The organism is Arsenicicoccus cauae (assembly GCF_009707125.1).
In the GTDB taxonomy this organism is placed as follows: Bacteria; Actinomycetota; Actinomycetes; order Actinomycetales; family Dermatophilaceae; genus Arsenicicoccus; species Arsenicicoccus cauae.
In genome coordinates this window covers 35,969-49,784 of the sequence record NZ_WLVL01000057.1, presented here as the reverse complement: position 1 = coordinate 49,784, position 13,816 = coordinate 35,969, and the positions used below count along the sequence as shown (strand labels likewise).

Below are 13,816 nucleotides of genomic sequence, written 5' to 3'. Positions count from 1 at the left end.
CTGGTCGGTGGTGGGGCGCCCCCTTCTCGCGAGTGGTCACGTGTGGCCCAGGCTCAGCGGCCCTCGAAGGTCGGCTTCTGCTTGGCGAGGAAGGCGTCGACCGCAGCGACATGGTCGGCGCTGCTGCCGGTGCGGTTCATGAGCTCAGCCTCGTGGGCCAGCGACTCGGCGAACGAGTGCTCGGCGGAGTGGTGCACGGCCTCCCGCACGGCGGCGTACGCCAGCGTCGGGCCCTTCGCCATACGACGGGCGAGGTCCATGGCGGGGACCATCACGTCGCCCTCGACCACCTCGTTGACCAGGCCCAGCTCCTTGGCCTCGGCCGCGGAGATGGTCCGCGGAAACATCAGCAGCTCCTTGGCGCGAGCCGTCCCGACCAGGCGCGGCAGCGTCCATGACGCGCCGGTGTCGCAGGACAGGGCGATGCCGGTGAACGCGAAGTTGTAGCCGCCCCCCGCCGCCAGGAAGCGGTAGTCCGCCGCGAAGGTGAACGAGGCGCCCGCCCCTGCCGCCACACCGTTGACGGCGGCGATGACCGGCTTGGCCATGGTGGCGATCAGCGTCACCGCGGGGTTGTAGTGCTGCGCCACGGTGTCCCACAGCGACGGGTCGCGTCGCTGCAGCAGCTCGACGTGCGACTTGAGGTCCTGGCCCACGCAGAAGGCCCGCCCCGACCCGGTGAGCACGACGCACCGCACCTCGGGGTCGTCGGCGACCTGCCGCAGGGCGGCGAGGAAGGCCTCCTTGGTGGGGATGTCCAGCGAGTTCATGGCCTCGGGACGGTTGAAGGTCACGATGCCCACGCCATCCTCGACGGAGACGAGGACGGGGGACTCGCCGGACGGTGCGGACGGGGTGGGCTGGGGGACGGTCGTGTCGGTCACGAGCTCTCCTCGGTGAGGGGTGTCTGCGGCGGTGCAGGGCTGCCGCCCAATCTAGCGACCGGTCCCGCGGGCGCCAGCGCGACGGGACGTGACGTGCCGCACCTGTGGCAGAGATTAGGAACCACGGCCCGAGACTTGCGATAATGGAGGCAGGTCTGCGACCCCAGCGCCTCGTCCGTGGGGTGGGGTCGCACTGATAAGGGAAGAGGAAGCGCATGGCGGCGATGAAGCCCAGGACCGGAGACGGTCCCCTCGAGGTGACCAAGGAGGGGCGCGGCATCGTCCTGCGCATGCCCTTGGAGGGTGGCGGACGCCTCGTGGTGGAGATGACTCCCGACGAGATCGCAGCACTCGGCGAGGCCATCAAGACGGTGACCGGCTGACCGGTCGACCAGCACGGCTCGTATAGCGGGAAGGCGCCCACCCCGGTCGGGGTCGGCGCCTTCCCGCTGTCCGTCGTCAGCGTCCGTCGCTGATCGTCTGAGCTCGCCTGAGCTGGTCAGCGCTTGACGGCCGCGAGCAGTCCGTCGCCCGCCGCCAGCATCGCCGGCACGAGGTCGTCGCGCTCACGCAGCTCCTTGCCGAGGTCGCGCAGCAGCGCGGTGCGCTCGTCGCGCGAGGCGGGGTCGGCGACGCGGTCGTGCCACAGCATGTTGTCCATCGCCAGCACCCCGCCGCTGCGGAGCAGGCGCAGGGCCTGGTCGACGTAGGCGGGGTACTCGTTCTTGTCGCCGTCCACCACGACCATGTCGTAGGCGCCGTCGGCGAGGCGGGGGAGGACGTCCAGGGCCCGCCCGGCGATGATGCGGGTGCGCTGGTGGGGGATGCCGGCCTCGGCGAAGGCCTCGCGTGCCACGCGCTGGTTGGCGGGCTCGACGTCGATGGTCGTGAGGATGCCGTCGGGCGCCATCCCCTGCAGGAGCCACAGGCCGGACACGCCGGCGCCGGTCCCGATCTCGACGACCGCCCGCGCCCCCACGCTGGCCGCCAGCAGGCGCAGCGCGGCGGCCGCGCCGGGCAGCACGGGGGTGCAGCCCAGCTGCCGGCCACGCTCGCGGGCCCGCTCCGCCACCGGGTCCTCCGTGACGAACTCCTCGGCGTAGGCCCAGCTGGCGGGCTTCTGTGTGCTCATGGCGAGGAGTCTACCGAGGGGCGGCGGCGCGCTCACGGGGCTCCGAGCGATCTCCCAGGCATCGCCCAGCGCCGTGGTCGACCATGGAGCGGTAGCCACCGTGACCCGAACGCCGACGCTCTCTCCCGAGAGGCAGCAGATGACCATCCCCGTCGCCCACGACCCACGCCACGCCGCCCCCAGCGTGCCGGTCGGCCCGACCACCCTGCCCGAGGGTGCCGTCGCCACCACGGACTCCTGGGTGCCCCCGACGTGGGACGAGGTGGTGCGCGATCACTCGGCCCGGGTCTACCGACTCGCCTACCGCCTCACGGGCAACCCGCACGACGCCGAGGACCTCACGCACGACGTCTTCGTCCGGGTGTTCCGGTCGCTGGACCGCTACCAGCCTGGCACCTTCGAGGGCTGGCTGCACCGCATCACCACCAACGTCTTCCTCGACCGGATGCGCCGCAAGCAGCGCATCCGGTTCGACGCCCTCTCCGAGGAGGGGGCCGCGCGCCTACCCAGCCGCGAGGTCGGCCCGGAGCAGGCGTACGCCGACGCGACCTTCGACGACGACGTGCAGCGGGCCCTGGACTCGCTCAAGCCGGAGTTCCGGGCCGCCGTGGTCCTGTGCGACATCGAGGGCCTCACCTATGACGAGATCGCGGACACGCTGGGCATCAAGCTCGGCACGGTGCGCTCGCGCATCCACCGCGGCCGTTCCCAGCTGCGGGCGGCGCTGGCACACCGCGACCCCGCGCGGCGGACCCAGCCCGTCGCCGCGGCGTCCCGGCCGACCACCCTGCGCCCGCGCCGCCTGGGCATGGTCGGGGTCTGACCTGGTGCTCACCGGCCGGACGCCCGACGTTCACCTCGGCGGGGTGGGCCGTCCGCCTCGGCCCGCCCCGCCATGCAGCCCGACGCAGTAGTCTCGCCCTCATGGCGGACGTCAACGGCACCGAGTTCTTGCTCCTGATCGTGATCGCCGTCGTCGTGCTCGGTCCGGAGCGCCTCCCGGAGTATGCCGCCAAGCTCGGTCAGCTCGTCCGCCAGGCCAAGGCCTACGCCGAGGGCGCCAAGAACTCTCTGCGCGACCAGATGGGTCCGGAGTTCGACGACATCGACTGGCGGCAGTACGACCCACGGCAGTACGACCCACGCCGCATAGTCCGCGAGGCCCTGCTCGACGACGGGCCCTCCGGCTCGACGGTCGCAGGGGCCGGCGCCGCGGCCGCGGCGGGTGGCGCCACCCTGGCGACCGCGCAGCCCGAGCCGGAGCCTGTCCGCCCGGGCCAGCGCTACGACCAGACCTACACGCCCTTCGACGCCGAGGCCACCTGACCCTGGCGCCCCGGACGTGCCTCGGGCTGCAGCGTGAGACAGGTGCGGCGACGCGAGAGGTGGTCCGCGGTCAGGCCGCGCCGGGTCAGCGACCGGTCGGCGTCAGGCCCAGCTTGCGACCGGCCAGGCCGCGCGAGCGCGTGCCCAGCCCGCGGGCGATGGCGTTGAGGGCCGTGCCCGCGGCGCTGTCGGGGTCGGACAGCACGACCGGGGTGCCCTGGTCGCCGCCCTCGCGCAGGCGGGTGTCGAGCGGGATCTGGCCGAGCAGCGGCACCTGAGCGCCGACGATGCGTGAGAGCGAGTCGGCCACGGCCTGACCGCCGCCGGAGCCGAACAGCTCGAGCCGGGAGCCGTCGGGCTGCTCCAGCCAGGACATGTTCTCCGCGACCCCGACGATCCGCTGGTGCGTCTGCACGGCGATCGACCCGGCGCGCTCGGCGACCTCCGCCGCCGCCTGCTGCGGGGTGGTGACAACCAGGATCTCGGCGCCGGGGATGAGCTGCGCGACCGAGATCGCGATGTCGCCGGTGCCCGGCGGCAGGTCGAGCAGGAGCACGTCCAGGTCGCCCCAGAAGACGTCCGCGAGGAACTGCTGCAGAGCGCGGTGCAGCATCGGCCCGCGCCACACGACGGGCTGGTTGCCGGCGACGAACATGCCGACGGAGATGACCTTCACGTCGTGCGCGACCGGCGGCAGGATCATGTCGTCGACCTGGGTCGGCTGCTGCTCGACGCCCAGCATGCGCGGCACCGAGAAGCCGTAGATGTCGGCGTCGACCACGCCCACCTTGAGGCCCTGGCGGGCGAGGGCCGCGGCGAGGTTGACGGTGACCGAGCTCTTGCCGACACCACCCTTGCCGGAGGCGACGGCATACACCCGGGTCGTGGATCCCGGCTTGGCAAAGGGGATCTCGCGCTCGGCCTGGCCACCGCGCAGCTGGTCGCGAAGGGCACCGCGCTGCTCGTCGCTCATCACACCAAGGTCGACGGAGACGCCGGTGACGCCGTCGACGCGCGCGACGGCCTCGGTGACGCCCCTGCGGATCGGGTCCTTCATCGGACAGCCGGCGACGGTCAGCAGCACGCGGACGGCGACCCGTCCCGCGTCGTCGACGTCGACCGACTCGACCATCCCCAGCTCGGTGATGGGCTTGCGGATCTCGGGGTCGTCGACCGTGGCCAGGGCGGCGTGGATCAGGTCCAGGGACGGGGCAGACATGCCTCCTATCGTATGCCGCCCGCCCGGCCCCTCCTCACGCCCCCGCATCGGCGGGGGGTGGGGGAGCGGCCCTCTTCTTCTTGGCCTTCTTGGGGCGCGCGGCCTCCGGGTCGCCGTCGTCGGTGGCCTCCGCGACCAGGCCACGCTCCTCCAGCTCCTCCAGCAGGTCCCTCAGCTCGGAGCGCAGGTAGTCGCGGGTCGCCATGTCGCGCAGGGCGATCCGCAGCGCGGCGACCTCACGGGTGAGGAACTCGGTGTCGGCGAGGTTGCGCTCGTCCCGGGCGCGGTCCTGCTCGAGGGCGACGCGGTCCCGGTCGTCCTGGCGGTTCTGGGCGAGCAGCAGCAGGGGCGCGGCATACGAGGCCTGGAGGGACAGGATCAAGGTCAGCAACGTGTAGTTGAGCGACCGCGGGTCGAACTGCGCGGCCTCGGGCATGAAGGTGTTCCACGCGAGCCAGACGACGACGAAGATCGTCATCCAGATGAGGAAGGTCGGCGTGCCCATGAACCGGGCGAAGCCCTCGCTGGCCGAGCCGAAGGCGCCCTCGGAGAAGATCGCGGGTCGACGGAACCTGACCCGAGCCTCCTGCGGCTGGTCCAGCCGGTTGCGGTCCTGGGGGCGGGTGCGCTCAGTCATGGGTCACCTCGTGCCTCTCCTCGCGCCAGTCCTCGGGGAGGATGTGGTCGAGCACGTCGTCGACGGTCACGACCCCGAGGAGGTGCCCGTCCTCGTCGACCACGGGGGCCCCGGTGAGGTTGTAGTTGGCGAGCATCCGCGTGACGGTGCCCAGGCTGTCGGTCGGCTGCAGCGGCTCGAGCTCCTTGTCGAGGATGGATCCCAGCGCGCTGTGCGGGGGCTCGCGCAGCAGCCGCTGGATGTGCACGGTCCCCAGATAGCGCCCGGTGGGGGTCTCGAGGGGCGGGCGGCAGACGCAGACGAGGGACGCGAGCGCGGGGGAGAGCTCCTCGCGCCGGGCCCAGGCGAGCGCCTCGGCGATCGTGGCGTCCGGGCCGAGGATGATCGCCTCCGGGGTCATCAGGCCGCCGGCCGTGTTGTCGTCATAGGCCATGAGGCGGCGCAGCGGGGCGGCCTCGTCCGGCTCCATGTGCTGCAGGTAGTGCTCCTGCGTCGCCTCGGGCAGCTCGGACAGCAGGTCGGCCGCGTCGTCGGGCTGCATGAACTCCAGGACGTCCGCCGCGCGCTCGGTCTCGAGGTGGGTGAGGATCTCGATCTGGTCGTCGGCGGGGAGCTCCTCGATGACGTCGGCGAGCTTCTCGTCGTCGAGGGCGCTGGCCACCTCGACGCGCCGGCCGGGGGCCAGCTCGTGGATGACCTCGGCGAGGTCGGCGGCCTTGAGGTCGTCGTAGGCCTCGAGCAGGCGAGCGGCGCTCTGTCCCTGGTGCCGGGTCGCGAGGCCGGCCGTCTCGAGCACGTCGACGATCAGCGTCTCCCCGCGACGGCCGGTGAGCCGGCGCAGCGACAGGCTGCCGCTCACGTGCCCTCGCCGCACGAAGACCTTGGTGACCGACCACTCGCGTGGCCGGTCCTGCTCGATCGCGAGGTCCTCGACCGTGGCCTCGAAGGGCTCCTCGGCGGGCTGGCGCACGGTCACGGCACGGTCCAGCAGCTCGGCCAGGACCAGCGACTCGGTGGGGCGCTGCTCGAAGCGGCGCATGTTGACCAGGCCGGTGGTGATGACCTGGCCCGCGTCGATGCTGGTGACCCGCGTGATCGGCACGAAGACGCGGCGCCGGCCGGGCACCTCGACGACGAGGCCGAGGACGCGGGGCTTGCGGCGGGTCGCGCTGAAGCTCACGACGACGTCGCGGACGCGCCCCACCTGGTCACCGAGCGGGTCGAAGACCGCGATGCCGGCGAGGCGGGCGACGAAGACGCGACGGAGACTCACGGGGGTCACCTTATCGGCGTGCAACCTTGTGCCCCGCCACGACGTCCTGAGGGTGTCAAGGAAGCACGTCCCAGAGGGGGGACCATCATGAGCAGCTCCACCATCCGTCGCGGTGTCACGCTCCTCGCCGCGTCAGCGATGCTCACGGGCGGCGCCGTGGTCGGGGGGACCACGGCCCAGTCCGCGCCCGTCGCACCGGCACGCATCAGCGCGTCACCCGTCAGCTCGACGCTCGTCAGCTCGGCACCTGTCAGCGCGGCGCAGGTCGCCCTGGCTCCCCGGGCCGCCGCCCGCACCCTGCGCGTCGGTTCGCGCGGTCCGGCCGTCACGGCCCTGCAGAGCAGGCTCAACGCGCTCGGCTACAGCCTCGGCCGGGTCGACGGCGTGTACGCCGCCCGCACCCGCCAGGCCGTCATGGCGCTGCAGAAGGTGGCCGGCCTGCCACGCACCGGCGTCGCCGACGCCCGCACCCAGGCCGCCGCGAGCAAGGGCATCCGTCCTGCAGCCCGCAGCCGCTCGGGCCACGTGATCGAGATCGACAAGGCCCGTCAGACGTTGTACGTCGTGGACGGCGGCCGGGTCTCGCGGATCTACAACGTCAGCACCGGCAACAACAAGCGCTACCGCGACCGCGGCCGGTGGGTGCGCGCCGTCACGCCGTCGGGCGGCTTCCGGTTCTGGACGCAGTACGGCGACGGGTCCGGCTGGCAGCACGGCCGGCTCGGCAGCATGTACCGCCCGATGTACTTCAACGGCGGCATCGCGGTGCACGGCAGCCGCTTCGACATCGGGGCCTACCCGAGCAGCCACGGGTGCGTCCGCATCCACAACGCCAACATGGACGAGCTGCGTGGTCAGCGGCTGATCGGGCTGCGCGGGTCGGTGGTCGTCTACTGACCACGGAGACCCCGCGGAGACATCGCGAAGGGGGCCCCAACCTGATGGCGGGGTGCGGCGTCGTACGAGATGTGCCGGGTCTTGCGGGGGCTCGAACCGGCACGCACGACCGGTCGATCCAACACCCTTCGGACCGGTCCGAGGAGGCCGTCGGCATGGGGGTGCCGGCGGCCTCCTGGCCTGTCTGCGGGCAGCAGGGGTCAGCTGGGTCAGCCGGGTCAAGAGCGCAGCCGGCGTCAGTAGCGCGCGGTTGCCTCGGCGACGAGCTCGCCCACCAGCTCACCGGCGTCGACCTCGAGCCCGCGTCGCACGAACCAGTCGCACATGTTGGTGGCGTCCCGCTCGAGGATCTCGAAGCCGTGCGGGTTGCCGATGACGTCCACGATCTGGGGCCAGTCGATCAGCACGAGCCGGTCCTCGTGGAGCAGGACGTTGTAGGGCGACAGGTCGCCGTGCGTCCACCCCTCCCGCGCGAGGACGAGCAGGGCGCGCCGCAGCTGGTGCCACAGCTCGTCGAGGAGCGCCGGGGCCGGCCGGGTCTGGGCCAGTCGGGGCGCGGCCACCGGCGTCGGGCCCTCCGTCATACCGATGAACTCCATGAGCATCTCGTCCCCGGTGATCTGGACGGGATAGGGGACCGGCAGGCCGAGCTCCCAGAGCCGGCCGAGGGCGTCGAACTCGGCCGCGGCCCACAGACCCGAGATGACCTCCTTGCCGAAGGTCGTGCGGTGCGCCATGGCGCGCATCTCGCGGCTCTTGCGGACCCGGCGGCCCTCGAGGTAGCCGCTGTCGCGGTGGAACAGGCGGTGCTGGTTGGAGCGGTAGCGCTTGGCTGCGAGGACGACCTCGGAGCCGTCGTCGCCGGGGACCCACCGACGCACGAGGTGGACGTCGGCCTCCTTGCCGGTCTTGAGGACGCCGAGGTCCTGGTCGACGGCGCCGAGGGCGGTCACCACCCAGCCGGGGTGGGGCTCGGGGCCGTGCTGCGCACCGTCCCAGGTGGACCAGCGGTCACCCTCGGGCGGGCCATCAGGCGATGAGTCAGACGAAAGATCCTGCTGGGCAGGGAAGTTCATGAGAGATCTCCAGGTGGGAGGGGATGTCGGGGCGGTGCTGGCGCACGAGGACCGTCATGTCGCCACCTCCTGGAGATCGTCCGGTGCCTGGCCGTATGGCGGCAGGCCCACCCACTGTCCGCGACACCGCACCGCGCCGGCAACCCCTTTTCCCTCCCGCGCACCCGGCGGGTGGGGTCGCGTGGTGAGGCTCACGGCGGCCCGGCCTGTCGGCGGCCACGGCCTTTCGTCATACTCCCTGGTAGACCGAGGCCACCCACCACCGAATCCGGGAGATCCCCATGGGACGCATCCAGACCACCGACGGACTGACCGAGGAGCAGGGCGAGCTGCTCGCGCTGGTGCGGGAGTTCGTCGACGAGCAGATCATCCCCGTCGCGACGGAGCTGGAGCACCAGGACGAGTACCCGACGCAGATCGTCGAGGGCATGAAGGAGATGGGGATCTTCGGCCTGATGATCCCGGAGGAGTACGGCGGGCTGGGGGAGTCGCTGCTGACCTACGCGCTGACGGTCGAGGAGATCGCGCGCGGCTGGATGAGCGTCAGCGGCATCATCAACACCCACTTCATCGTGGCCTACATGCTGCTGCAGCACGGCACGGAGGAGCAGAAGCAGAAGTACCTGCCCAAGATGGCGACCGGCGAGATCCGCGGGGCCTTCTCGATGAGTGAGCCGGGCTGCGGCTCCGACGTCTCCGCCATCAAGTCCAAGGCCGTCCCCGGTGAGGGCGACGCGTGGACCATCAACGCGCAGAAGATGTGGCTGACCAACGGCGGCTCCTCCACCCTCGTCGCGGTGCTCGTCAAGACCGACACCGGCGCCGACTCGGTCTACAAGAACATGACGACCTTCCTGGTCGAGAAGGAACCCGGCTTCGGGGAGGTCGCGCCCGGCGTCACCGTCCCCGGCAAGATCGACAAGATGGGCTACAAGGGCGTCGACACGACCGAGCTCGTCCTCGACGGCTACCAGACCACGACCGCGCAGATCCTCGGCGGCGAGCCCGGCCAGGGCTTCTACCAGATGATGGACGGCGTCGAGGTCGGGCGCGTCAACGTCGCTGCCCGGGCGTGCGGGGTCGCCCAGCGAGCCTTCGAGCTCGGCATCGACTACGCCCAGCAGCGCGAGACCTTCGGCAAGAAGATCATCGACCACCAGGCGATCCTCTTCCGCCTCGCCGACATGGCCACGAAGTGCGAGGCGGCGCACCAGATGATGGTCAAGGCCGCCCGCCTCAAGGACAAGGGCGAGCGCAACGACCTGGAGGCCGGCATGGCCAAGTACCTTGCCGCCGAGTACTGCGCCGACGTGGTCGAGCAGTCCTTCCGCATCCACGGCGGGTACGGCTACTCCAAGGAGTACGAGATCGAGCGCCTCTACCGCGAGGCGCCGATGCTGCTCATCGGCGAGGGCACCGCGGAGATCCAGAAGATGATCATCGGCCGTCGTCTGCTCAAGGACTACGCCAGACGGTGAGTACCGTCCGGTCCGGCGGCCGTGGACGTCCAGCGTGGGTCCGGGGCCGGACGGCATAATGGCGACCATGTCCCCGAGCCCGATCAACACCCCCGGCGCCGCGTCCATGGCGGAGCGCCTCACCCTCGAGTGGCCGGCGTCCGTGGCCGTCTTCGACCGGTACACCCAGGCGCAGGAGGCCGTCGACCACCTGGCCGACAACGCCTTCCCGGTGCAGAACGTCATGATCGTGGGCACCGACCTGCGTCAGGTCGAGCGCGTGACCGGGCGCCTCACCCAGCAGAAGGTCGCCCTGGGCGGCCTCGCCTCGGGCATGTGGATGGGTCTGTTCGTCGGGCTGATCTTCTCGATCTTCGACGGCCAGGGGATGCGCACGGTGATCACGACCGTCCTGTTCGGCGCGCTGTTCGGCCTCGTCTGGGCGCTGCTCGGCTACGCGTTCACCCGCGGCAAGCGCGACTTCACCTCGATCTCGCAGGTCGTGGCCACCAAGTACGAGGTGCTCGTCGAGCACCAGGTCCAGGCTCAGGCCCGCGAGATGCTCCGTAGCGCCGGCCTGCTCGGCGCGCAGGGGGGGCCCGCGCACCACCCCGCGCACCAGCAGGACGGGCCGCCCCCGCCGTCGGCCGGGCAGCAGCCCGACGACCTGCCCCGGACCCACCAGGGCGTGGACGGGGGCGCCACCCGCGCGGGCCAGGACGACCAGCGCCGCTGACCCCGCCGCCGACGCTCAGGGGCGGCCGCGCTCCTGGACGTGGGCCATCCAGCGCTCCACGTCCTCGACCGTCCGCGGCATGTCGCCCGAGAGGTTCTCGTGGCCGTCTCGCGTCACGAGCACGTCGTCCTCGATGCGCACGCCGATGCCCCGCAGGTCGTCCGGGACGAGCTCGTCGTCCGCCTTGAAGTACAACCCCGGCTCGACGGTCAGCACCATCCCCGGCACCAGCTCGGCGTCCATGTAGTCCTCGCGCAGGGCGAGCTGGCAGTCGTGGACGTCCATGCCGAGGTGGTGAGAGGTGCCGTGCACCATCCAGCGGCGGTGGTACTGCCCGTGCTCGGCGTCGAGGGTCTGCTCGACCGTGACGCCGTCCGGCAGCAGGCCCCACCCGTGCAGGTGCTCGGCGATGACCCGGATGGCGGCGGCATGCACGTCCTTGAACCTGTTGCCCGGCTTCACGGCGGCGAGGCCCGCCTCCTGCGCGGCGAGCACCGCCTCGTAGACCCGCCGCTGCGGCTCGCTGAACCGGCCGCTGACGGGCAGCGTGCGGGTCACGTCCGCGGTGAACAGCGAGTCGACCTCCACGCCCGCGTCCACCAGGATCAGGTCGCCGTCGCGGATGTCCCCGGTGTTCTTGATCCAGTGCAGCGTGTTGGCGTGGTCGCCGGACGCGCAGATCGAGTCGTAGCCGACGCCGTTGCCCTCGTGCCGGGCGTACAGGCCGAAGACGCCCTCGACCCAGCGCTCGCCCCGACCGCGACGGACCGCCTCCGGCAGGTCGGCGATGACCCCCTCGAAGCCGTGGTGCGTGGCGGCCACGGCCTTGCGCAGCTCGCCGACCTCCCAGTCGTCCTTGACCATGCGTCGGGTGGACAGCGAGCGGGACAGCGCCTCGTCCGCCTCGGTCTGGGACTCGGTGACGCCCGCCTCCTGACGCACCTCGTCGACCAGCGCCGTGACGGCGGCGTCGGCGTCGCGGACGACCCGCAGCTGCACCTGGCCGGCGTCCTTGGCGAGGACGTCCTTGAGCTCGTCGATGTGGCGGGCCCGCACGCCGAGCTCGGACTCCACGTCGGCGATGGTGGGCCTGGCGCCCACCCAGAACTCGCCATACCGGCTGTCGGCAAAGAACTCCTCGCTGTCGCGCGGGGCCAACGGCCGGAAGAACAGGGTGGTCTCGTGGCCGCCCTCGGCGAGCGGGTCCAGCACGAGGACGGCGTCGGGCTCGCGGTCGGCGCCGAGCCCGCTCAGCCAGGCGAAGGCCGTGTGCGGGCGGAAGACGTAGTCGCAGTCGTTGCTGCGAACCTTGAGACCACCGGCCGGTATGACGAGCCGCTCGCCGGTGAACTCCGCCGACACCGCCTCGCGGCGGGGCGCCGTCACGTCGGCGACCTCGGAGCGGGGCGTCGGCTCGCTCGCTCGTGGCGACCACCCCGTCGCCACGAAGTCGCGGAACTCGGCGCTGGTGGGGCGGCTCCGGTGCTCGGCCTTCGGCTGCTCTTCGCTCGTCATGGCGACCATCGTGCCACGCACGGGGAGGCGGCTTGCGCCGCGGGTGCAGCGCCGGGGACAGTACGGAGCGTGACCGAGCCGTCCTACCCGTCGTCGCCCCTGCCGCGGCGCCCGTCCGCGCCCCGGGGGCTGCGACGCACGGCCCAGCAGGCCGTCCGCGTCTTTCGGCCGAGCGACGGCACGAGCGTCCTCCAGCTGCACCCCGACGAGGTGGACCCGACCCTGAGCCGCAAGGCGCTGGACCTCGCGATGCGCGTCGCGGAGATGATGCTGTCGCACGGGGCCTCGGCCAACGACGTCACGCTCGACGCCCTGCGCATCACCAAGGCCTTCGGCCTCAAGGCCGTCCACGTGGACGTCACCTACACCTCCATCTCGGTGTCCTACTACCGCGGGCACGACCGCGAGCCGCTGACGACGCTACGCGTCGTGCGGGCCCGCAGCATCGACTACACCCGCCTGCAGCGCCTGCAGGCGCTTGTCCAACGCATCGAGGAGGACCAGGACGTCGACGAGGCGTTCGAGCTCTTCGCCGCCATCGTGCGGGCCCCCCACCCTTACCGCCGGTGGGTCGTGACCTTCGGCAACGCCGGCGTGGCCGGGGCCGTGTGCGTGCTGCTCGACGCGTCCCTCCTGATCACCGTGGTCGCGTTCCTCGCCTCCGCGGCGATCGACCTGCTCATCTGCTGGCTGGCGCGCAAGCAGGTGCCGCCGTTCTTCATGCAGGCGTGCGCGGCCGCCGTGCCGACCGTCGCCGCGACCGCCCTGATGGCCGGCGCCTACCAGGGCATCACGTGGCTCGAGGGGGTGCGCCCGGAGCTGATCGTCGCGGGAGGCATCGTCATGATGCTCTCCGGGCTGTCCGTCGTCGGTGCTGCGCAGGACGCCATCGACGGCTACTACGTCACCGCCGGCGCCCGGTCCTTCGAGGTCGTCATCCTCACCCTCGGGATCGTCGTGGGCATCCTGATGACCCTCCAGCTCGCCCAGCGGGTGGGGGTCCCCGTGGTCCTCAGCGGCGCCGCCCCGCCCCTCGGGAGCCTCGGCCAGCAGCTGGGCGGCTCGCTGCTGATCTCCGCGTTCTTCGCCATCTCCACCTATGCCGGCCCAAGGACCGTGGTGCTGTGCGCCGGGATGGGTGTGCTGGGGTGGGTCGGCTACCTCGGCGGCACCCTCCTCGGCCTCGGCAGCATCTCGTCCAGCGCCGTCGGCGCCTTCGTGGCAACCCTGGTCTCCGTGCACCTCGGCCGCCGCCTGACGGTCCCGTCGCTCGCCCTCACCACCGCCGCGCTGGTGCCGCTGATGCCTGGCTCGATGGTCTATCGCGGACTCCTGGAGATCATGGTGCATGCGGGCTCGCGCACCTCCGCCGGCGAGGGGACGATGACGCTGCTCAACGCCGCGGGCGTCGGCCTCGCGCTGGCCGCCGGGGCCTCGCTCGGCACCTACCTCGCCCGTCAGGGGCGGGGCAACCTGCGCCACGCCTCGCCGCGCGGCGACGGCTCACGGGCGGAGAAGTCGGCGGCGGCCGGCAGCCCCGAGGCCGAGGGTGCCACCCAGCGGCTCGAGGCGGCGACCACGGGCACCATCCCCGTCGTGCCGGGGGACGGCATACGGCCGGAGTGAGCAAGGGCACGCCGCGCCCGGGTGCCGACCGCAGACGG

The 13,816-nt window shown here is 72.0% G+C and carries 14 protein-coding genes; 7 read left to right on the top strand and 7 right to left on the bottom strand.

The features are described 5' to 3' along the window. Positions 1 to 53: 53 nt before the first annotated feature. A complete protein-coding gene (locus GGG17_RS15690) occupies positions 54 to 884 on the bottom strand; it encodes an enoyl-CoA hydratase/isomerase family protein (protein WP_311966746.1) in 831 nt (276 codons plus the stop codon). Positions 885 to 1,099: 215 nt separating this feature from the next. On the opposite strand from GGG17_RS15690, the gene GGG17_RS15685 reads away from it, so the two are divergent. Then, positions 1,100 to 1,267, top strand: a complete 168-nt coding sequence (locus GGG17_RS15685; protein ID WP_019286178.1) for a DUF3117 domain-containing protein — start codon at positions 1,100 to 1,102, stop codon at positions 1,265 to 1,267. Between the two features lie 116 nt (positions 1,268 to 1,383). Here GGG17_RS15685 and GGG17_RS15680 read toward each other — a convergent pair whose 3' ends face one another. Further along, positions 1,384 to 2,016: an O-methyltransferase gene (locus GGG17_RS15680; RefSeq protein ID WP_154594632.1), complete on the bottom strand. Its 633-nt coding sequence runs from the start codon at positions 2,014 to 2,016 to the stop codon at positions 1,384 to 1,386. A gap of 139 nt (positions 2,017 to 2,155) precedes the next feature. Between GGG17_RS15680 and sigE the strand changes: the two genes are divergently transcribed. After that, positions 2,156 to 2,839, top strand: coding sequence for an RNA polymerase sigma factor SigE (gene sigE, locus GGG17_RS15675; protein ID WP_154594631.1), 684 nt, complete (start codon positions 2,156 to 2,158; stop codon positions 2,837 to 2,839). 101 nt (positions 2,840 to 2,940) lie between these two features. After that, positions 2,941 to 3,342, top strand: coding sequence for a twin-arginine translocase TatA/TatE family subunit (locus GGG17_RS15670; protein WP_154594630.1), 402 nt, complete (start codon positions 2,941 to 2,943; stop codon positions 3,340 to 3,342). Positions 3,343 to 3,427: 85 nt separating this feature from the next. Here GGG17_RS15670 and GGG17_RS15665 read toward each other — a convergent pair whose 3' ends face one another. Genes GGG17_RS15665 through GGG17_RS15655 form a run of 3 tightly spaced genes read right to left on the bottom strand, consistent with a single transcriptional unit; the run spans position 3,428 to position 6,471 of the window. Next, positions 3,428 to 4,561 carry an Mrp/NBP35 family ATP-binding protein gene (locus tag GGG17_RS15665; RefSeq protein WP_154594629.1) on the bottom strand — a complete coding sequence of 378 codons (1,134 nt, stop codon included), beginning with the start codon at positions 4,559 to 4,561 and terminating at the stop codon, positions 3,428 to 3,430. A 34-nt stretch (positions 4,562 to 4,595) separates the two neighbouring features. Beyond that, positions 4,596 to 5,198 carry a DUF1003 domain-containing protein gene (locus GGG17_RS15660; protein WP_154594628.1) on the bottom strand — a complete coding sequence of 201 codons (603 nt, stop codon included), beginning with the start codon at positions 5,196 to 5,198 and terminating at the stop codon, positions 4,596 to 4,598. Further along, entirely contained in the window at positions 5,191 to 6,471 is a 1,281-nt protein-coding gene (locus GGG17_RS15655; RefSeq protein WP_288798394.1) for a magnesium transporter MgtE N-terminal domain-containing protein, read from the bottom strand. Before GGG17_RS15655 ends, GGG17_RS15660 begins: the two co-directional genes overlap by 8 nt. Before the next feature lie 87 nt (positions 6,472 to 6,558). On the opposite strand from GGG17_RS15655, the gene GGG17_RS15650 reads away from it, so the two are divergent. Further along, positions 6,559 to 7,368: a L,D-transpeptidase family protein gene (locus GGG17_RS15650; RefSeq protein ID WP_154594626.1), complete on the top strand. Its 810-nt coding sequence runs from the start codon at positions 6,559 to 6,561 to the stop codon at positions 7,366 to 7,368. Between the two features lie 236 nt (positions 7,369 to 7,604). Here GGG17_RS15650 and GGG17_RS15645 read toward each other — a convergent pair whose 3' ends face one another. Beyond that, positions 7,605 to 8,324, bottom strand: coding sequence for a serine protein kinase RIO (locus tag GGG17_RS15645; protein WP_289033832.1), 720 nt, complete (start codon positions 8,322 to 8,324; stop codon positions 7,605 to 7,607). Between the two features lie 401 nt (positions 8,325 to 8,725). On the opposite strand from GGG17_RS15645, the gene GGG17_RS15640 reads away from it, so the two are divergent. Together GGG17_RS15640 and GGG17_RS15635 are read left to right on the top strand one after the other, a co-directional pair. Further along, complete coding sequence (locus GGG17_RS15640) at positions 8,726 to 9,922, top strand: acyl-CoA dehydrogenase family protein (RefSeq protein WP_154594624.1); 1,197 nt, start codon at positions 8,726 to 8,728, stop codon at positions 9,920 to 9,922. Positions 9,923 to 9,989: 67 nt separating this feature from the next. Further along, positions 9,990 to 10,637 carry a YflT domain-containing protein gene (locus GGG17_RS15635; RefSeq protein WP_230083087.1) on the top strand — a complete coding sequence of 216 codons (648 nt, stop codon included), beginning with the start codon at positions 9,990 to 9,992 and terminating at the stop codon, positions 10,635 to 10,637. A 15-nt stretch (positions 10,638 to 10,652) separates the two neighbouring features. On the opposite strand, the gene GGG17_RS15630 is transcribed toward GGG17_RS15635, so the two are convergent. Then, a complete protein-coding gene (locus tag GGG17_RS15630; RefSeq protein WP_154594623.1) occupies positions 10,653 to 12,152 on the bottom strand; it encodes an aminopeptidase P family protein in 1,500 nt (499 codons plus the stop codon). Positions 12,153 to 12,221: 69 nt separating this feature from the next. Between GGG17_RS15630 and GGG17_RS15625 the strand changes: the two genes are divergently transcribed. After that, on the top strand, positions 12,222 to 13,778 hold the full coding sequence (locus GGG17_RS15625; protein WP_154594622.1) for a threonine/serine exporter family protein: 1,557 nt from the start codon (positions 12,222 to 12,224) through the stop codon (positions 13,776 to 13,778). The last annotated feature ends 38 nt before the right edge of the window (positions 13,779 to 13,816 follow it).

Excerpts from the sequence above, each read along its gene's own strand:
- GGG17_RS15685 (WP_019286178.1), top strand. The coding sequence starts at position 1,100 with ATGGCGGCGATGAAGCCCAGGACCGGAGACGGTCCCCTCGAGGTGACC.
- GGG17_RS15670 (WP_154594630.1), top strand. The coding sequence starts at position 2,941 with ATGGCGGACGTCAACGGCACCGAGTTCTTGCTCCTGATCGTGATCGCC.
- GGG17_RS15680 (WP_154594632.1), bottom strand. The coding sequence starts at position 2,016 with ATGAGCACACAGAAGCCCGCCAGCTGGGCCTACGCCGAGGAGTTCGTC.
- GGG17_RS15630 (WP_154594623.1), bottom strand. The coding sequence starts at position 12,152 with ATGACGAGCGAAGAGCAGCCGAAGGCCGAGCACCGGAGCCGCCCCACC.
- GGG17_RS15650 (WP_154594626.1), top strand. The coding sequence starts at position 6,559 with ATGAGCAGCTCCACCATCCGTCGCGGTGTCACGCTCCTCGCCGCGTCA.
- sigE (WP_154594631.1), top strand. The coding sequence starts at position 2,156 with ATGACCATCCCCGTCGCCCACGACCCACGCCACGCCGCCCCCAGCGTG.
- GGG17_RS15660 (WP_154594628.1), bottom strand. The coding sequence starts at position 5,198 with ATGACTGAGCGCACCCGCCCCCAGGACCGCAACCGGCTGGACCAGCCG.
- GGG17_RS15665 (WP_154594629.1), bottom strand. The coding sequence starts at position 4,561 with ATGTCTGCCCCGTCCCTGGACCTGATCCACGCCGCCCTGGCCACGGTC.
- GGG17_RS15640 (WP_154594624.1), top strand. The coding sequence starts at position 8,726 with ATGGGACGCATCCAGACCACCGACGGACTGACCGAGGAGCAGGGCGAG.
- GGG17_RS15635 (WP_230083087.1), top strand. The coding sequence starts at position 9,990 with ATGTCCCCGAGCCCGATCAACACCCCCGGCGCCGCGTCCATGGCGGAG.